16 protein-coding genes are annotated in these 19,210 nt (G+C 57.1%); 10 read left to right on the top strand and 6 right to left on the bottom strand.

Annotation, left to right across the window (positions count from 1 at the left end; genetic code table 11):
• Positions 1-5: 5 nt before the first annotated feature.
• The gene (locus BUB60_RS04775) at positions 6-872 is read left to right on the top strand and encodes a tocopherol cyclase family protein (protein WP_242941152.1); all 867 of its coding nucleotides are present in this window, start codon (positions 6-8) and stop codon (positions 870-872) included.
• 36 nt (positions 873-908) lie between these two features.
• On the top strand, positions 909-1,904 hold the full coding sequence (locus tag BUB60_RS04770) for an SPL family radical SAM protein (RefSeq protein WP_143162268.1): 996 nt from the start codon (positions 909-911) through the stop codon (positions 1,902-1,904).
• 12 nt (positions 1,905-1,916) lie between these two features.
• Here BUB60_RS04770 and BUB60_RS04765 read toward each other — a convergent pair whose 3' ends face one another.
• On the bottom strand, positions 1,917-2,795 hold the full coding sequence (locus tag BUB60_RS04765) for a metallophosphoesterase (protein WP_073076511.1): 879 nt from the start codon (positions 2,793-2,795) through the stop codon (positions 1,917-1,919).
• Positions 2,796-2,978: 183 nt separating this feature from the next.
• On the opposite strand from BUB60_RS04765, the gene BUB60_RS04760 reads away from it, so the two are divergent.
• The 8 genes from BUB60_RS04760 to BUB60_RS04725 all read left to right on the top strand — a co-directional run bounded on the left by BUB60_RS04760 (position 2,979) and on the right by BUB60_RS04725 (position 13,082).
• Entirely contained in the window at positions 2,979-4,481 is a 1,503-nt protein-coding gene (locus tag BUB60_RS04760) for an NCS2 family permease (RefSeq protein WP_073076602.1), read from the top strand.
• Between the two features lie 532 nt (positions 4,482-5,013).
• Positions 5,014-6,096, top strand: a complete 1,083-nt coding sequence (locus tag BUB60_RS04755) for an ABC transporter ATP-binding protein (protein WP_073076510.1) — start codon at positions 5,014-5,016, stop codon at positions 6,094-6,096.
• On the top strand, positions 6,097-7,008 hold the full coding sequence (locus BUB60_RS04750; RefSeq protein WP_200796597.1) for a carbohydrate ABC transporter permease: 912 nt from the start codon (positions 6,097-6,099) through the stop codon (positions 7,006-7,008).
• Between the two features lie 11 nt (positions 7,009-7,019).
• Positions 7,020-7,847 (top strand): carbohydrate ABC transporter permease, encoded by an 828-nt coding sequence (locus BUB60_RS04745; RefSeq protein WP_073076509.1) that lies wholly within the window; start codon positions 7,020-7,022, stop codon positions 7,845-7,847.
• Positions 7,848-7,876: 29 nt separating this feature from the next.
• Complete coding sequence (locus BUB60_RS04740) at positions 7,877-9,259, top strand: extracellular solute-binding protein (RefSeq protein WP_073076508.1); 1,383 nt, start codon at positions 7,877-7,879, stop codon at positions 9,257-9,259.
• Between the two features lie 72 nt (positions 9,260-9,331).
• Entirely contained in the window at positions 9,332-10,165 is an 834-nt protein-coding gene (locus BUB60_RS04735) for a glycerophosphodiester phosphodiesterase (protein ID WP_073076507.1), read from the top strand.
• 85 nt (positions 10,166-10,250) lie between these two features.
• Positions 10,251-10,925 (top strand): glycerophosphodiester phosphodiesterase, encoded by a 675-nt coding sequence (locus BUB60_RS04730; RefSeq protein WP_084726245.1) that lies wholly within the window; start codon positions 10,251-10,253, stop codon positions 10,923-10,925.
• Between the two features lie 552 nt (positions 10,926-11,477).
• Positions 11,478-13,082 (top strand): peptide chain release factor 3, encoded by a 1,605-nt coding sequence (locus BUB60_RS04725; RefSeq protein ID WP_073076506.1) that lies wholly within the window; start codon positions 11,478-11,480, stop codon positions 13,080-13,082.
• Positions 13,083-13,144: 62 nt separating this feature from the next.
• Here BUB60_RS04725 and uraA read toward each other — a convergent pair whose 3' ends face one another.
• The 5 genes from uraA to BUB60_RS04700 form a co-directional block, all read right to left on the bottom strand.
• Positions 13,145-14,440 (bottom strand): uracil permease, encoded by a 1,296-nt coding sequence (gene uraA / locus BUB60_RS04720; protein WP_073076505.1) that lies wholly within the window; start codon positions 14,438-14,440, stop codon positions 13,145-13,147.
• Positions 14,441-14,700: 260 nt separating this feature from the next.
• Positions 14,701-15,741, bottom strand: a complete 1,041-nt coding sequence (locus tag BUB60_RS04715; RefSeq protein WP_073076504.1) for a DUF4340 domain-containing protein — start codon at positions 15,739-15,741, stop codon at positions 14,701-14,703.
• Complete coding sequence (locus BUB60_RS04710) at positions 15,741-17,210, bottom strand: Gldg family protein (protein ID WP_084726244.1); 1,470 nt, start codon at positions 17,208-17,210, stop codon at positions 15,741-15,743. The genes BUB60_RS04715 and BUB60_RS04710 overlap by 1 nt, the downstream gene beginning before the upstream one ends.
• A 14-nt stretch (positions 17,211-17,224) precedes the next feature.
• Entirely contained in the window at positions 17,225-18,127 is a 903-nt protein-coding gene (locus BUB60_RS04705) for an ABC transporter permease (protein WP_073076503.1), read from the bottom strand.
• Positions 18,124-19,128, bottom strand: a complete 1,005-nt coding sequence (locus BUB60_RS04700) for an ABC transporter ATP-binding protein (RefSeq protein ID WP_341444140.1) — start codon at positions 19,126-19,128, stop codon at positions 18,124-18,126. Before BUB60_RS04700 ends, BUB60_RS04705 begins: the two co-directional genes overlap by 4 nt.
• Positions 19,129-19,210 lie beyond the last annotated feature (82 nt).

Here is a 19,210-nt window from a genome sequence, read left to right as displayed (position 1 = left end):
GCGCTTTGGCGGGTTATTTTGAAGGCTGGTATTTCAAGCAGCAGGCGGGGCGGGAGATGCTCGCGCTGATCCCCGCCGTCCATACGGACGGCGGCGGGCACCGGACGGGGTCCCTGCAGCTCATCACCCCGGACAAGTCCTGGTATGTGCCGCTGCCCGGGGAGGCGTTACGGGTCGTGCGGCGCGGTGCCGGGCGGCTGCCCGTGATATACGCGGGCGACAGCACGTTTTCACCCCGGGGCGTCGATCTGAACATCCGGGGCGACGGCATCAGCGCCTCCGGGCACCTGCGCTACGGCGGCATGGCGGCGCCGCGGGGCGACATCATGGGGCCCTACCGGTTCGTTCCGCTGATGGAATGCCGCCACAGCGTGTTCAGCATGACGCACGAGGTGCAGGGGAGCCTGACCCTAAACGGCAAGGTATTTGATTTCTCCGACGGCGCCGGCTACATGGAGGGGGACCGGGGCCGCTCGTTTCCCAGGCGCTATGCCTGGGCGCAGTGCAGCTGGCGGGACGGCGGGACGTGTGCGCTGATGGTTTCCGCGGCGGACGTCAGGGCGATCGGCCGGGATTTCGTCGGCGTCGTCGGGTTTGTCTGCCTTCGGGGGCGGGAGCTCCGGCTGGCCACCTACCGCGGGGCGAAAGCCGATCTGGCCGGCGGCGCCCTCGCCGTCCGGCAGGGCGATCTCACGCTGACGGTGCGGCTGCTGGAGGACCGGCATCAGGCGCTGCGCGCGCCCCAGGGCGGTGAAATGGTCCGTCTGATCAAGGAGAGCCTGGCCTGCCGGGCCCGGTTCACGCTGACCGATAAAAGCGGCCCGGTTTTTGATTTTACGACCGATCAGGCGAGCTTTGAGTATGAATTTTAACGCCCGGAACGAATAAAAAACAGAGGAGTGGAGCAATTGTTTCCAGAAGCGGTCTATTATGAGCCCGATGCGCTGGGCTATCCCCTGGGCGTAAAGCTCAGGGAAAAATACGGCGAAAAAAGCTGGATCGAGATCACAAGCCACAACAGCATTGAGGAGCTGCAGAAAAAGCAGAACAGCGAGTTTGCGCGGCTGAAGCAGTATCTCATTGTCGGCACCCGCAAGACGCACAAATATGTGGAGAACCACAAGGTCTCCGATTTTCTGGTCCCATACACCTCGTCCGGGTGCAGCGCCATGTGCCTGTACTGCTATCTCGTCTGTAATTACAACAAATGCTCCTATCTGCGCGTCTTTGTCAATCGGGAGCAGATGATGGACCGCCTTGTGAAAACGTCTCTCGCCGCGCCCGCCCCCCTGACGTTTGAGCTCGGCAGCAACAGCGACCTTGTGCTGGAAAATACGGTCACCGAAAACCTGCCCTGGACGATCGAGGAATTTGCAAGGCGCGGGCGAGGCCAGATCACCTTCCCGACGAAATTTGATATGGTCGATGCGCTCCTGCCCCTGGACCACCGGGGGAAAACCATCTTCAGGATGAGCGTCAACCCGGATTATATCGTGCGCCGGATAGAAATTGGGACCTCTCCCCTGAAAAGCCGGATCGAGGCGCTCAATAAAATGAACGAGGCCGGCTATCAAACCGGCCTTCTGATCGCGCCTGTCATCCTGCTGGAGGACTGGCAGGCGATGTACGGGGCGCTGATCGACACGCTGCGCGCCGAGCTGAGCGACCGCGTTAAAAAAACGTCCTTTATCGAGGTCATTTTTATGACGTACAGCTATGTGCAAAACGCCATCAATAAAGAAGCGTTTCCCCACGCCCCGCCGCTTTTCGACAAAGAGCGCCAGACCGGCCGCGGCAAGGGCAAGTACTGCTACCGGGAACCCCTCCGCGCCGAGGGCGAGCTGTTTTTGCGGGACAGGCTCGAAAAAGCGCTGCCGGAAATGAAGCTCCTGTATATCGTGTAGCGCCCGCCGGTACTACAGTATCTTTCGCCGGACGGCGATCTCCTGGCGGTTGACATACAGGCGCAGGTCCCCGGTCGTTTTGACGCTCCATTTCACCAGCGTGATTTCGGAGTTTTCGATTTCCAGCGCGGTGATGCTGGTGGGGTGGACGCAGCTGCCGTCGTTAAAGTAAAGGTTGTCCTGGTCCAGCGGGCAGCTGGGCCGGTGCGTGTGGCCGGCGATGAGGAACCTGCCGTTTTTGGCCGCCCAGTCGTACAGTCTTTTCTCCACGTGCTTTTTCTTGACGTTGTTTTTCGCGGCGCTGGTGATGTCCTTAAAGCCCAAAAGCTCCATCCGGCGCCAGAAGTGGCGGACGAAAAATTTACCCGTTTTCCAGAACCTGTCGTCCCGCGGGTCTCCCTGGTGCCCGTGGACGACGAACAGCTCCCTGCCGGTGGGCCTGTGCTTCAGGACAAGCCCCTCGTACGCCGTGATGTTTTCAAAGAGAGGCTCGTACCTGTCGGCGTGGTTGTCGTAAAAGGCCGCCATGTTTTTCCGCACAAAGTCCGGGTCTTTCTTTTCGATGTCATGGTTGCCGTAGATCATATAAAGCCGCCGCTCGTGGTAAAAGCGGTGCAGCAGCCGGAAGATGTCGATATAGATGCTGCTGATGTCGTGCAGGCTCCTGAATTTCCACAGCTCGTCCCCGTCGCCGTTTTCAATATAGGTAAAGCCGTTGTCAAAATAGTACCGCAGCGCCGCGTAATAGATATTGTGATTGTGCGAAAAATTGTCGATCCAGCTGCCGTCGCCCCTGTGGCAGTCGCTCATCACGACGATTTTAGAGCCCTCGTCGATCTCTATGACGGGGGCGGCGGAGAATACCTGGCACAGGCGGCTGTAAGTGGACAAAGCGCATTACCTCTATTCGATCGTGACCTGTTTAACATGGGCCGGTTTCCTGTCTCTACAAATTTTAGGGCAAAATAAAGAAATTCAATCTTGTACGCCGAAAAAATTCAGCGTAATATAGCTTCTGTGATTTTTCGGCAAAATACGGCAAATCACGACAGAGAATTCGAGAGGGAGCTGTTTATGGAGAAATTCTTTAAGATCAAGCAGTACGGCACCAACGTCAGAACGGAGCTCGTCGCGGGGATCACCACGTTTTTCACCATGGCGTACATCATCTTCGTCAACCCCAATATCCTGTCCCTGGCCGGCACGCCGGACAACCCGTTTTCCCCCCAGGGCATTTTTGTGGCCACGATCATCGCCTCCTTCGTGGGCACCATGGTCATGGCGCTCTTCGCCAACGTCCCGTTCGCCCTGGCGCCGGGTATGGGCATGAACGCCTTTTTCACCTTCACCATCTGCCAGATCATGGGCTTTACCTGGCAGCAGGCGCTGGCCATGGTGCTCATCTGCGGCGTCATCAATATCATCATTACGACGACCGGCCTCCGGAAAGCGATCATCCGATCCCTGCCCAAGGTCCTGCAGGGGGCCATCGGCGGCGGCATCGGCCTGTTCATCTCCTACATCGGCGTCAAGGACGCCGGCTTTTTAAAGTTCACGTCCGACCCCGGCACGTATCTCTTCCTCGGCAAAACCCCGGCGGACGCCACGGTCATCGCCAACGCCTCCGCCGTGCCGTCGCTGGTGAATTTTTCTGACCCCGCCGTCCTTTTGGGGCTCATCGGCGTTTTGATCATCGTCACCCTGATGGTCCGCAAGGTCAAGGGCGCCATTCTCATCGGCATCGTCTCGGTGACGGCCGCCGCCCTCATCGCCGTCGCCGCCGGCGCGGACCCCCATATCTTTTTCCCCTTGCTCCCGGAGGATGTCACCACGGCGGGGGCGTTTTTCGGCACGGTGTCCATCACGCCCGCGTCCATCGGCAGCTCGATCGCGTCCATCAAGGACACCGCCTTCAAGCTGGACTTCGCCGGGCTTTTCAGCGACCCGTCCCGGATCGTCCTGGCCTTTACCGCCATCATCGCCTTCATCCTCACCGATATTTTCGACGCGCTGGGCTGCTTTGTGGGCATCGGCCGCCGGACGGGCATCTTCGACGCCGAGGACGAAAAGCTTATGTATGAGGGCTCGGGCGTAAAGTCCCGTATGGACAGGGCGCTCTTCGCCGACCTGTGCGCCACGATCACCGGCGCCATCGTCGGCACCTCCAACACCACCGCCTACGCCGAGAGCGCCGTCGGCATCGCGGAGGGCGGGCGCACCGGCCTCACCTCCGTCACAACGGCCGTCCTCTTCCTTTTGAGCCTCGTCCTCGCGCCGGTGGTCGGCCTCGTGCCCTCCTGCGCCACCGCTCCGGCACTCATCGTCGTCGGCATCCTGATGATGGGCTCCGTCATGGAGATCGACTGGCGCAACTTTGAGGAGGCGGCCATCGCCTTCGTCACGGTGGCGCTGATGCCCTTCACCTACAGCATCACCACCGGCATCGCCTTCGGCTTCATCTTCTTCGTCCTCATCCGCCTCCTCCGCGGCAGATACAAGGAAATCCACCCCATCATGTACGGCGCCACCGCCCTGTTCATCGTGAACTTCGTCCTCCTGGCGGTTAACCATATATAAGAAGAGGCCGGGGGTTCAACGCTCCCCGGCCCCACCAAAAGGCCGCTATATCGCAAGATATAGCGGCCTTTTGTAAATTCTTCTATACCGTGGCCTGGTAATAGGGGCTTGCGGTTATGGGAGCGTCGGGCCGGCTTTCGGCGATGGCGTCCGAATAAAGCGATTGTGCCAAAATATAACAGGTATTTAACATTCACTTAATTGCCTCAAGACGACCGGCAGTATAAAATAATTAACATCGGCGCATGTTGCGGTTGTCCAAGAAAGGCGCGTGCGGCGCAAAAACCCAATACTTTAAGGTGGAGCAAAGAAAAAACCTATTTGAGGGACATACCGTCCTTTAATCAGTTTGATTGAACGATTTTATGTTCCAGGGTAAGTTTTGCTTTGCTTTTTTTCTTGTCGCGAAATCGGCGCGACCGGGCGGCGCACGATTTGCGATGATTTTACCCTCCTGAGATAGCGGCGGGGTTTCGGCAAAATCTAAAATAAAACCGCAAAAAAATAACGCGGGATATACCGGAGGGAATCTATGGGTGAAATTCGTCTTGAAAACGTTGATAAGAGTTACGGCGACAAAGAGATCATCAAAAGTCTCAGCCTGACGATCGAGGACGGCAGCTTTACCGTTTTGGTCGGGCCTTCCGGCTGCGGAAAATCCACTATCCTTCGGATCATCGCCGGACTGGAAAAGAAAACGGGGGGAAACGTTTTTATCGGGAATAAAAACGTCGAAGGCGTGGAGCCCGGGAAACGGAACCTGGCAATGGTCTTTCAAAACTACGCGCTGTACCCGACAATGACGGTGCGGCAGAACATCGAGTTCGGCCTGAAAAACATCAAAATCCCGAAGCAGGAGAGGGACAGGCTCATCGACGAGGTGACGGGCATCGTCGGTCTGACGGCGCATCTGGAAAAGAAGCCGCAGTTCTTATCGGGCGGGGAACGTCAGCGCGTGGCGCTGGCCCGGGCGATGGTCAAAAAGCCGGCGGTTTTTTTGATGGACGAGCCGCTGTCAAATCTGGACGCCAAGCTCAGGCAACAGCTGCGCCTGGAGCTCATCGAGCTGCACAACAGGCTTGGGGCAACATTTTTGTACGTGACGCACGACCAGGTCGAGGCCATGAGCATGGGAACGAAAATCGTCCTGATGGACAACGGCCGGATTATGCAGGAGGACACCGCCCACGACATCTACAATTATCCGAAGAACGTCTTCTCATCTAAATTTATCGGCTCCCCCCCGATGAACGTGCTGGAACTCGGCGAATTGAGCGAATATCTGCCGACGCCTCTCCCAGCGGGTGTCAAATTCGTCGGCTTCCGCCCCGAAAAGGCAAAGATCGCCGAAAACAGGCGCGGCTCTGGCGGAGACGGTCTTTCTCTGGAGGCAACGGTGACAGGCCGGGAGATGCTGGGTTCCGAGATCCTTTATTCCGTCGAGCTTACAAACAAAAGGAAGCTCGCCGTTAAGGTCATGGACGACACGGAGATTTCGCAGCTTGAGTACGGCACCCAAATCGGGCTCTTTATCTCCAGCCGTCATATCATTTTCTTTAATGACGCTGAAGAGCGCGTTACGGCGCCTTACCGGGCGGAAAGCAAGGTGATATAGATGGAGCGGTCCGTCCGCCTGAAGCCCCGGAACGGCGAAAGAACCGGCTGGTCTATGGCGCGGCCCTACATATTGGTCCTGCCGGCGATCGCTATTTTGGCGGTATTCTACATCTACCCCATCTTCTATAACGTCTATCTCAGCTTTCACAGCTGGAATATGCGCGGGAGCATGAAATTCATCGGTCTGCAGAACTATCTGGAGCTATTTAAAAGCGCCGATTTCCGGCAGATCATCATGAACACGCTGGTTTATATGCTGATGAACGTCAGCCTCACCGTTGTGCTGGCAATCGCGCTGGCCATGTTCTTGAGGAAAAGTACCCTCATAAGCCGCTTTATCCAGACACTGAGCTTCACGCCGAATATCATCTCCCTCGTTTCGATTTCAATGATATGGTCCTGGCTTATGACGGCGGACGAGTCGGGCCTGTTCAACTACGTGCTGTCCTTCTTGGGACTCGGGCCCTTCGGCTGGCTTTCGGACAAGCACCTGGCGCTCTTTTCACTGGTGCTCGTGGCCATCTGGAAATCTGTGGGGCTCAACGCGCTGATCATCACCTCCTCCCTGGGGAGCATCCCGGACTATCTCTACGAGGCTGCGCGGCTGGATAACGCCTCCAAATCCGCAACTTTTTTCAGCATTACCCTGAAAATGATCAGCCCCACGCTGTTTTTTCTGATTCTGATGAATATCATCTCGTCGTTTGAGGTATTTGAAACGATCAACGTCATGACGCAGGGCGGGCCGGACAACGCCACGAATACCCTTGTTTTCAGCATTTACAAGCAGGGCTTTGAGTATTACAGAATCGGCTACGCGTCCGCCATGGCCGTGATTCTCATGATCATGATCGGGCTCATTACGGTGTTCTATTTTAAAGCTCTTGAGAAAAACGTCCATTACCGCTGAAGGAGGCCGGAATGAAAATTTTAGGTAAAAGTGCCAGCATCCTCGGCAAAATCCTTATTTCGGCGCTGCTGATCTTAATATTTGTCGTGCCATTTTACTGGATGATCCTGACGGCGGTCAAGACTTTGGGCGAGGTGGTGCAGTTTCCGCCGAAGTTCTGGACGGACGCCATCCAGTGGCATAACTTCAAGGACGCGTTCGACGCCATCGATTTTTTGCACTACACCAAAAACTCGCTGGTCATCACCGCCGGGACGCTGCTTGGCCAGGCCCTGTTTATCCTGCCGGCCTCCTACGCCTTCGCCCGATACGATTTCAAAGGGAAAAAGCTGCTGTTCTCAATAGTCCTGCTGACAATGATGATCCCCGGGCAGCTGATATTCCTGCCAGTCTTCGTGATGTATGTGAAGCTTGGCCTGCTCAACAGCTATATTTCTCTCATCATCCCGTTTGCTGCCAACGGGTTGGCAATTTTCATGCTCCGACAGACCTTTATGCAGGTGCCCGACTCGATACTGGAGGCCGCGCGGCTGGATAACGCCGGCGAATTTAAAATCATCTATTCGATCATGCTGCCGATGGCTGTACCGACGATTTCCACGCTGGCCCTGTTTACGTTCATCACCTCGTGGAACAGCTATTTCTTCCCGTTGGCATGGACGACGACGGATGCCGTGAGGACTCTCCCCGTCGGCATCCAGCAGCTGCAGAGCTCTCTCGGACTTAATCCCCAGGTCGTCATGGCCGGCGTCGTGCTGATGGTCGTGCCGATACTGGTGATATTCGTCATCGCGAGAAAGCAGATTATCAAGGCTTTTACCTATATGGGTATTAAGTAAATCTATCAATGAAAGAGTGAGGAATGATAATGTCAAAGCTGAAAAGAGCTGCATCGGCGGCGCTGGCGACCTGTCTGGTTCTCCTGGCGGGATGTTCGGGCGCGGGTTCAGGTGCGATCAGCACACCTTCGCTGGCAGGAACCTCCGCCGTGCCATCGGGGAGCGGTGACGCAACGCCCGCCGCGACGGACCTGTCTTCTTACAAGTACAGTAAAACGGGCAGCGTCGTCGAGGTCACCTTCTGGACCGCCGCTGTGGAAGAGATCAACCAGCAGCTCGTGGACAAGTTCAATGAGACGACGGGAAAGGACCAGAACATCCACGTCACCGCCCAGTATCAGGGCGATTACTGGGAAATGCAGCAGAAGATCAATGCCGCGTCCATCGCCGGGACGCTCCCCAACGCGTTTATCGACGAGGTGTCCATGACCAGGGGTTTTGCCGATGACGACGTCATTTTAAATCTGGAGCCGTACATGCAAGCCAATAGCTTTGACAACTCGGCGTTCCAGATCGGCGACCTGGGCAACCTTTACATGGGCGAGGACATGTACGCTTTCCCTCACATGAGAAGTGTGCCCGTGATGTATGTCAACAAAACGCTGGCTAAATCGGTTGGCCTGAGCGAGGCGGGCCCCGCCACCTTTGACGAGCTCACAACATATTTGCAAGCCTGCTACGACAAAACGGGGCAGCCCCCCATGTACCTGTTCAACTACGATTTCTGGGTAATGGAAGCACTGCTGCACTCCTATTCCAACACGAATATCCTAAGCGACGACGAGAAGTCTTGCAACATTAACAGCGAGGGCGGCGTCAAGCTGGTCACCTACCTTAAGGGTCTTGTGGACAAGGGGCTCGTCAAGGTGCTGCCGATCACGGACATGAACGCGTTTTACGCCACTATCGCCAATCCCAGTACCGCTTTATGGCTGACGAGTATCGGCGGGTATAAGGCCTTTGCCCCGATGGCGTCCCAGTATGGCATAGACCTTGGCGTCTCCATGATCCCGGAGGGGGAAAACGGCACGAGAGGCGTGCCTGTCGGCGGCTCGAACACATACCTTGCCAACGCCGGCACCGACCAGCAGAAGGCCGCGGCGTTCATCTTCATGACATGGCTTTCCGATACGGAACAGGCGGCGTTCGCATCCTCGCAGACAGGCTATTTGCCGACGAAGCTCGCCTCCCTCGAGACGTCCGTCATGAAGGAAACTCTGGCCCAGTTCCCCGGCTTTCAGGTGGCTTTCGACGAGCTGCAGTACTGCAAGATGCGGCCGACCACCGGCTCTTATCACGAGGTCGAGGACCTGATGTGCGAGAAGATCAACTCCATCCTGCTGGATAACCTGGATATCAAATCAAGCCTCGACACTCTGGCAAAAGACGTTAACGCCATACTTAATCGCTGATAACGCCATGATGGACACGACGGCGGCCGCCGCCGTGTCCATCAAATTCAATCGGGTATAGGAGATATGAACATGCGAGATTACAAAATACTGGCCCATAGAGGGGCCAGCGCCTACGCACCGGAAAATACGATGCCGGCGTTTGAGCTCGCCGTGGCGCAGCATGCGGACGGGTTTGAAATCGATATTTATTTCACCAGAGACGGGAGAATCGCGGTCATCCACGACGATACCATCAACCGAACCTCCGACGGGAAAGGGGCCATTGCCCAGTATACGCTGGAGGAGCTCAAGGCCTTCAATTTCAATAAGGGGTTTGAAAGCAAGTACCCTCTCGCACGCATCCCGTCTCTTGAGGAGGTGCTCGATATCGTCAAAAAACACAACCTGATCCTGAACATAGAAATCAAGGACAGTTTGCTCAACAGAAGCGTCTCCAACGGACTTGGCGAGGCTGCCGCCGAGCTGGTCCGAAAATGGGACCTGACGGAAAACGTGATTTTTTCGTCGTTCAACCACATCGCGCTCGTCGGGCTGAAGAAAGCCTGCCCGGAGGTCAAGACGGGGCTCCTCTATTTTGAGAACCTCTACAACGCCGGGCAGTATGCGCTCACGGCGGAGGCCTATGCCCTGCATCCGTTTTTCGTGAACGTCAGCGAAACGATGGTCAGTGCCGCCCACGAGGCGGGCGTCGTTGTCAATCCTTATACGATTAACAATCCGGAGCTTATGAAGCTGTTTCGTAAATTCGGGGTGGACGGCATCATTACGGACTGCCCCGACGTGTGCTACGACGTTCGGAGCGGGGACGCCGAGGGGCCGGACGGCGGCGAAGAGGTGCTTGCCGCCCTCACCCAGGAGTACCTCCAGATGATTACGGACTATTTAAGCCGGGACGAAAAATAGCCTGCCGACAGGGAAAGGAATTGCTATGAATCGCTGCATGAATATCGCGCACCGCGGGGCCAGCGCTTAAGCCCCTGAAAATACGATGGCGGCCTACGAGCTCGCTTTGGACATGGGCGCCGACGCCATCGAGCTTGACGTCCAGCTGACGAAGGACGGGCAGGTCGTCGTCATTCACGACCTGAGTATCAACAGGACCTCTGATGGGAAGGGCTTTGTCAGGGACATGACGTACCACGAGCTGTCGCGCCACGTTTACGCATATAAATTCAAAGAAAAATACGATCTGTCAAAGTGCCGGCTCCTGAAACTGGAGGAGGTTCTCGATTTCGCCTCTAAAAACGATCTGTTCCTCAATATTGAAACAAAGGATTACACGGACCCCCGCGGAAAGGTCAACGCCATGACGGCCAGGCTCGTCCGGGAATTCAATTACGCCGAAAAATCTCTTATCTCCTCGATAAACCACAACGCCGTGGCGTACCTGAAGGAAGAGTTCCCGGAAATTAAAACGGCCATCGCTTTTATGACCGGCATCTATGATCTGCCGGCCTACGCCAGGACCTGCCGCGCCGAAGTGCTGCATCCGATTTCGTATATCGTGGACGAGCCGTTCATGGAAATGGCGAGGGGCGCCGGCTTTGAGGTCAACGTCTGGACGGTCGACAATATCGAGGAGCTGTCAAAGCTCCAAAAGCTCGGCGTCACCGGGATCATGACGAACACGCCGGACCTGTTTTGCGAGGCGTTGAATAAGTAACCGTTTGACAAAGTATTGATTGTACAGAATGAATAAGCGTCAAAAGAGATCCCGCCCCAAAAACGGTGAAACCTCTTTTGACGCTTACTTGCCATGTTGGCCATTGCCTGGGGAAACTGCCGGTAAGGCAAGTTTTTCTAATGTTCTTTATCAGCATCAATCGCAAGATAGTTGTGAAAAGATTTATATATATCATTTTAATTGCGGCTTCCATGGCCGCCCTTTTGGCGGCCTGAGGCAGTAAAGCTAAAAGCAGTATCCGAATCCGTATGATTTTACCTGTGTTGATACAGACTTTACTGTGGATGCCAAAGAGGGGAGCGCGCTTGCCAGCGAGACATATTATTATACATTCTGGCTTGTAAAGGGGAGCAAGAGTGCGGACTGGATGATCGTATCGTATGGTATGGGCTGAGCCGGCGGAGACGAGCCGCCCATGACGGCATGGGTGGTTTTGTATGCCGCCGCGCCGATAGGAAACAATTGACGCAGTCATACCGTTTGATGTATCATATACTCTTGCCGCACTTATTTATTTAGGATGATTATTGAATGACAACGAACGAACTAAAAACCGAGGTCAGCCGCCGGAAGACCTTTGCGATCATATCCCACCCGGACGCCGGCAAAACCACCATGACGGAGAAGCTTTTGCTGTACGGCGGGGCGATCCGGCTGGCCGGGACGGTCAAGGGGCGCAAGGCCAGGCAGTACGCGGTGTCGGATTGGATGGAGATCGAAAAGCAGAGGGGCATCTCGGTGACCTCCAGCGTTTTGAATTTCGACTATGAGGGCTACCGTATCAACATTCTGGACACGCCGGGCCATCAGGACTTCAGCGAGGACACGTACAGGACCCTGGTCGCCGCCGACAGCGCCGTGATGCTCATCGACGGGGCCAAGGGCGTGGAGGAGCAGACAAAAAAGCTGTTTCACGTCTGCCGGATGCGGGGCATCCCCATCTTCACCTTCGTCAACAAATGTGACCGCGCCTGCAAAAATCCGCTGGAGCTCATGGAGGAGATCGAGGAGACGCTTGGAATCCGGTCCTACCCCATGAACTGGCCCATCGGCACCGACGGGGACTTCAAGGGCGTTTACGACCGGCAGCAGATGAAAATCGAGCTTTTCGAGGGCGGGAACCACGGCCAGAACATCGCCGCGTCCGATACGGGCAATGTGGACGACGTGCGCTTTGAGGCGCTTTTGGGCGAGCGGCTGTACAATAAGCTCCGGGAGGACGTGGCTTTATTAGACATCGCCGGCGATGCGTTCGACATGGAAAAGGTCCGGGCGGGGGAGCTCACCCCCATGTTTTTCGGCAGCGCCATGACGAATTTCGGCATCCGCCAGTTCCTGGAGGCGTTTTTGAGCATGGCGCCTTCTCCCGGCGGCCGGACCCACAGCGAAGGCGGCATCACGCCCGAGGACGAGAATTTTTCCGGCTTTGTCTTTAAGATTCAGGCCAATATGGACGCCGCCCACCGGGACAGGATCGCCTTTATCAGGATCTGCTCGGGCAAGTACGAAAAGGGCATGGAGGTCAGTCACGCGCGGACAAAGCGAAAGGTCCGCCTGGCTCAGTCCCAGCAGTTCATGGCCCAGGAGCGGACCTCGGTGGAGGAGGCGTACGCCGGCGACATCATCGGCGTGTTCGACCCCGGCACCTTCAAAATCGGCGACACGCTCGTCGCCGGGCAAAAGCTCTTTCGGTACGAGGGCATCCCCATGTTCCCGGCGGAGCATTTCGCCGAGGTGCTGGCTAAGGATTCCTCCAAGAGAAAGCAGTTTTTAAAGGGCATCCAGCAGATTTCCGAGGAGGGCGCTATCCAGGTTTTCAAGGACCCCAACATCGGCATCGAGCTGTACACCATCGGCGTGGCGGGGGAACTGCAGTTCGAGGTGCTGGAGTACAGGCTGAAAAACGAGTATAACGTGGATATCCAAATCAGAAGGCTGCCCTATTCCGCCGCCCGCTGGGTCGTTTCCGATCAGAAATTCACAAAGGACAATATCGGCTATTACGAAGCCGCCGTCGTGGAGGATCAGTACGAAAGGACCGTCGTCCTGGCGAAAAACCAGTGGACGCTCGGCTATATCCAGGAGAAGAACAAGGACGTGACCTTCCTCGACATCGCCCCGCCCATTGAAGAATAAAGAAATATAACGACAAGCAAGGCTCCGGCATCTGCCGGAGCCTTGCTGTATGCTTGACTTTTTTATTTCGCCGGAGCGTCGTCTCTGTCGTTAGTAAGCTTGGCTTTGTCCAGCACCCAGAAGATGAGGCCGAGGAGCATGCCCACGATGGTTGCCAGCGTGAGGCCCGTCAGCTGGAAAGAGCCGAGCGGGATATACGCGCCGGAGAGGCCCGTGACGAAAACGACCGAGGTGAGCGCCAGATTGCGCGATTTGCTGTAGTCGACCTTCGCCTCCACCAGGAGCCTGAGGCCGGAAGCGGCGATCATGCCGTACAGCATAAAGCTGACGCCGCCGATGACAGACCAGGGGATGGACTGGATCAGCGCGGAGATCGGCCCGATGAACGCGATGACGATCGAAATCACGGCAGCGCCGCCGATGACCCAGACGCTGTAGACCTTGGTGATCGCCATAACGCCGATGTTCTCGCCGTACGTCGTCGTCGGGACGGCGCCCACAAATCCAGAAAGGGCCGTTGAGATGCCGTCGCTGAGGAGCGTTTTGTGCAGGCCGGGGCTCTTGATAAGGTCGCGCCCGACGATTTTGCTTGTAACCATCTGGTGGCCGATATGCTCCGTCACGATGACCAGGGTCGCGGGCAGGATGGTCAGAATGGCCGTGGAATTAAAAACCGGCGCCCGGAAGTCCGGGAGCGAGAAAATCGACGCGTGCGCGACGGGCCCGAAATCCACCAGTCCGAACAACGCCGCGGCGATATAGCCCACGACGATGGAAATGAGGATCGGGATAACGGCCAGGAATTTTCTGAAGAGGACCGACCCGAACACGGCCACCAGCAGCGTGATGCAAAAGACGATGACGTTTCTGTAGTCGATGGCCGACAGGTCGATGCCGGTAACGGGCAGGCCGCCGTTACTTGCCGCCGTGCCGGCCAGCGTCAGGCCGATCAGGGCGACGATGGGGCCCATGGCCGCCGGCGGGAGGATGATATCGATCCACTTCGTGCCGAACAGCCTGATGATGAGCGCCACAACGCAGATCGCCAGGCCTACCACAACGAAGCCGCCCAGTGCCAGCGGATACTTGGACGGGTCGGGCGTTGTCCCGATGATCATGAAAACGGGCGAAAGAAAAGCAAAACTGGAGCCTAAGTAGGCCGGAGCTTTGCCTTTCGTGATCAATATAAAAATTAAAGTGCCGATACCGTTCATCAATAAAACAACGCCTGGATTAATTCCAAATAACATAGGAACCAATACCGAGGCGCCGAACATTGCGAACATGTGCTGAAGACTTAACGCAAAACCTTTCCCTAATGGGACCCGTTCCTCCACCTGAATTATTTTACCTTGCATATAAACACTCCCCTTTGAACATTTGCGACATTATAGCACATCATATGGATGCAGACAAGGAGAAATTGACGATATTTTGTAGAAATATCGCGGGAAAAATCGAAGGCTCCGATGACGGAGCCTTCGATACATTATTATTTTCGGATAACGCACGATTTATTTGCATGCTGCGGAACGAGCAACGGGCGATCGCAGATCGCCCCTGCGGCATATTTCACGTGTAGGGGCGAACTGCGTTCGCTACTTTAAGGGGAATGGGGTTATTTGCCGCTGCCCAAGGCGGCGAGGGCGTCGGTGAGGGGCGTCACGGCGGTTGCGGGGAGGACGTTCACCTGGCTGGAGCCGGGGAGCATGGCATAATAGCCGCTGCCGTCGTCAAGCGCCGCGCCGATCAAAAGGGAGACGGTCCCCGTCGTCGTCGCCTGGTCCAGCGTGCCGGTGCCGGTGGTGTCGGCGTAATCCACGTTCACCGTCAGCTGCGGCGCGTCGAGGCCGAATTTTTTCAGGTCGTCGGCCGTCGGCTTGAACGCCGCGCAGGAGGAAAAGGAAACGGAACTCAGGCCGGTCACGGCATTGTCGATATATTTCTGGGGCGATTGGTCCGTGGTCGCGGCCGTGGTGAACTCGTCGGCCGTGGTATACGTATCGCCGTCCACGATAAACCAGGTGTACGTGCTGTCCTTGTTCTGGTGCTTGTCCAGCTTCAGCGACCGACCCCCGGCCGTGACGGTGATCGCGCTCACGTTCGTGGAGCTCAGGGAGTGGATGGTTTCCAGCGCGATCATGTCGAGGTAGTCGGTTTTCAGGTCGCCCACCAGCGCGTCGGAGATGGTGTATATCTTATTGCCGTCCTTGGCCATGGCGTAATAGTTGCCGCCGTTTTCCGCGCCGATCAGCAGCGTCAGCGTATTGCCGCCGGCATCGGCCGCCGTCACCGTGTACGCCGGCTTGTCCAGCCCGTAGACCGACAGCGGCGAGGAGATATCGATGGTCCGCACCGCGCTCAGGCTGCCGACCGTTGTGGCCAGATTCGTCAGCGAGGCCTGCTGGAGCGGGAAGTCCCTATCGTCCGTCACGTACCATTTGCCATCCTCCAGGGTGAAGGAGAGCGTTTTGTCCCCGGCGGTATAGGCGATGCTGGCGGGGTCCCCCCGTCCGTCGGACCAGATCTGCGCGGCCTTTGTCTCGTCGGCGGTTTTTTGCGCCTGCGCGTTGTTGTAGACCGAAACGCCGATATAAGCGCCGATGCAGACGACGAGGACGGCCCCCAGGATAATGAGCGTCCTGGCCTTCTTTTTCATCAGCGGTTCCTCCGTTTGTTCCAGTAGACAAAGCCACCGCCCAGCACCACGAAGGGGATGATGCTCACAAGCGCGATGCCCCACAGCATGTTCTGGCCGATCTTCGTCGGCGTCACCTCAAGGCTCTTCGACGGAACGCTGACGCTTTGCACGTCGCTGTAATTCTTGTTGACGGCGTTCATGAAAATGTCATAATTCGAGAAGCCGGCGGTCATCGGGATCTGATCGCTGATGAGGTCGATGGCGGAGATCACCGTCAGCCGCGTCTGGACGTCGGCCTTGTCGGCAAACGTTTCGATGGCCGTCGCGCCCAAGATATACGTTCCCTTCGCCGTGCTGCCGTCGTCGGCGATCAGAACGCCGTTTTCCGACGTCGACATAAACGGCGTCACCGTGGCGGCCCGGCGCCCGGGCGTGATCTGCAGCAGGCCCCGGGCGGAACGCACGATGGCGTCTGTGGAAACGCCCGTGGTGACGTCGCTGCCGGTGGAAAGCACCGGATCGATGCACCTGTTGCCGTACTGCTGATAGTAATATTTATAGTAGCGGTCGTCGTCGCCCACGGTCCCGCTTTGCATCTGGAGGCCGTAGACCTCCATGAGGACGTTGAAGTTCTTCAATTGGGCGTTGTCGATGAGCAGCAGGAGCTTGCCGCCGTTTTTCAGGTACGTCTCCAGCGTTGAGAGCTCGTCGTCGGAGAGGTCCCTGGCCGGGTTATAGCTCACGATCAGCTGGCAGTCGTCCGGGACGCCCCCATCCGTCAAAAGATTCAGGGACGCCGTTTCGATGTTGGCTTTCGCGATCAGAGACGACGCGTTTGACCCCAGCGCCGCCTCGTCGTGGCCGCCCAGAAGATACAGCTTGTTCGCGGCCTCGCTGGTCACGTAGCCCACGGCGCTCGTCAGCTGGCCCTCTGCGTCCAGGGCGACCGGCTTGAGCTGATTGTAGTACTGGTAGGTGGTCGGATCGTACAGGATCAGGCCGTCGCTGTAGCCCTGGAAACCCCCAAGGCTCAGGATTTTGTTTTTGCCGGTGGCGTCGCAGCTGACGACCACGTTGTTTTCCTTCGCGTTATACTTGGTCAGCGCCGTCGGGTCGAGGACGGGGTCGATGATCTGCAGCTTGATGTGGGAGGACAGCTTTGCGTAATTATTGATGAATTTCTGCAGGTGCTGGTCGATGGCGCCGCTCTGGGCCAGCACGATGACATTCACGTCCTTGTCCAGCGTCTTGAGATAGTCCACCGACTGGGCCGTCACCGTGTAAAGGTCCTTGCCGGTGATGTCGAATTCCAGCGTGCCGTCCGGCAGCCCGCCGATCACCAGGTTGAAGACGATGACGATAGCCACCACGAGGGCCGAAATGGCCGCCGTGTACATCCCGCGCTTAGAGCTCGGGGACATTTTGCGCGCGCGCTTTTCCGTATTTTCTCCGCTCTCGGGAGCGGGGGTCATTTTATTTTCATCCATGTCAGGCACCTCCCTTAACTCCAGCGCCGTTTCTGCACGGACTGGACCGTGAGAAACACGAACAGCGCCGCGACGGACGCGAACAGCAGGAGACCCTTGAGATCAAAAACGTAGTAAGAAGCGAAATTGCCGATGGAATCCGTGATGGAGAAAAGGCCGAGGAATTTTTTTAAAAGCCCGTTTAAAATGGCCTTGTCCAGAATATACAGGGCGATGAGGCCAGCGCCGCCCACGGCGCCGACAATGGCGGTCAGCGTCGTGCTGTGAGCCAGATGGTGCAGGATTAATAAGATCGCGGCCAGAATGATCATAAAGCCCACGAAGGTGGCCGTCGACGACTCGGGGATGTAGCCGACGAGCCCCGACCAGAAGAACATCAGCAGGAAAATGCCCATCGTCACCACCGCGGCGATGACCTGGCTCTCCGTCAGGGACGAGATGAACATCCCGATGGCCACAAACAGGCCGCCCAGGAAAATCATGGCCAGGATCGTGGAATAATCGATCAGAAACGAGCCGCCGCCGGCCGTGATCCAGGAGATCACCAGGGGGCACAGGCAGGAGATGAGCAGCGGGATGGCGTAAACCGTGACCATCGCGAAATATTTGCCGGTGATGACGGAGGACACCTTGACGGGGTACGTCAAAAGCATCTGGTCCGTCTTCAGGCGGCGCTCGTCCGCGATGGATTTCATCGTCAGGATCGGGACGGCGAACACCAGTATGATGATGGAGCTGGACAAAGCCCCGGCGAAATAGGGATAGCCCCCGGTCTGCTGCGCGGAATTGGAGTAGCTGGCGATCATGTTGTTCAGGGTGAACATCAGCGCGATAAAGATCAGGACGATAAAGATGTACACATACCCGATCATCGAGTTGAAGTAGGAGGCAAGCTCCCTTTTATATACGGCTTTCATTCGTCGTCACCGTCCTTCGTGCCGTCGTCTTCCACCTCCGCCTCCGTGCTGTTCTCCCCCGGCTCCCCGGGGGCCGCGCGGTCGGAGGTGAGCTCCAGAAAGATGCTCTCCAGCGATACGCCGGAGGGCCGCATCATCAGCAGCGGGCAGTCCGCCTTCGCGCAGGCGCGGAAAAGCGCTTCCCTGAGGTCCAGGTTGTCCTTCGGGTCGACGGCCACGGAGATTTCGTTTTCGGCCCCCGCCGGCGTGCAGGTGACGCGGCCCGCGCCCTCCACGGACTCAAAGAGCTTTTGGACCGCCGCAATATCGTCCGATTTGACCGTGAGCTCGATCGTCGTGCCCTTGAGCTGCCGTTCCAGCTCCCCGGGGCTGCCGGTGGCGATAAGCCGGCCGTGGTGGATGATGAGCACGCGGTCGCAGACCTCGGAGACCTCGGAGAGGATGTGCGAGCTCAGTATGATCGTATGCTCTTTTGAAAGGCTCCGGATCAGCTCGCGGATTTCGAGGATCTGCTTCGGGTCCAGGCCCACGGTGGGCTCGTCCAGAATGAGGATCTCCGGCATGCCCAGGATGGCCTGCGCCAGCCCCACGCGCTGCCTGTAGCCCTTGGACAGGTTTTTGATCAGCCTGTCCTGGACATCGTCGATTTTCGTGAGCTTCATGACCTTTTGGACGGATTCCTCGAGTTCTCCGGGGTCGAGGCTTTTGAGCTCTGCGGCGAAATTCAGGTACTCGCGGGGCGTCATGTCCGTGTAAAGCGGCGGCAGCTCCGGCAGATAGCCGATGGAGCGCTTGGCCTCCTCGGGCTCGTCCAGGATATTGTGGCCGTTGATGATCACCTCGCCCTCCGTGGGGCCGATATAACCGGTCATGATGTTCATCGTCGTCGTCTTTCCCGCGCCGTTCGGCCCGAGGAATCCGTAGATCTGGCCCTTTTCGACCCTGAAGCTCAGGTGATCCACGGCGAGGTGGTCTCCGTACCGCTTCACCAGGTCACGCACTTCGATCAAGAGAGTTTCCCCCTTTTTCATTTAATTACGCAGGCCCTGATTCCAGCGGCGTTCCGCGCAGGCAGGAGAGGCG

The sequence above is a fragment of the Sporobacter termitidis DSM 10068 genome, from assembly GCF_900130065.1.
Lineage (GTDB): Bacteria > Bacillota > Clostridia > Oscillospirales > Oscillospiraceae > Sporobacter > Sporobacter termitidis.
Note: the sequence above shows the minus strand (reverse complement) of the source record. Positions and strands in the feature narration are given on the sequence as shown.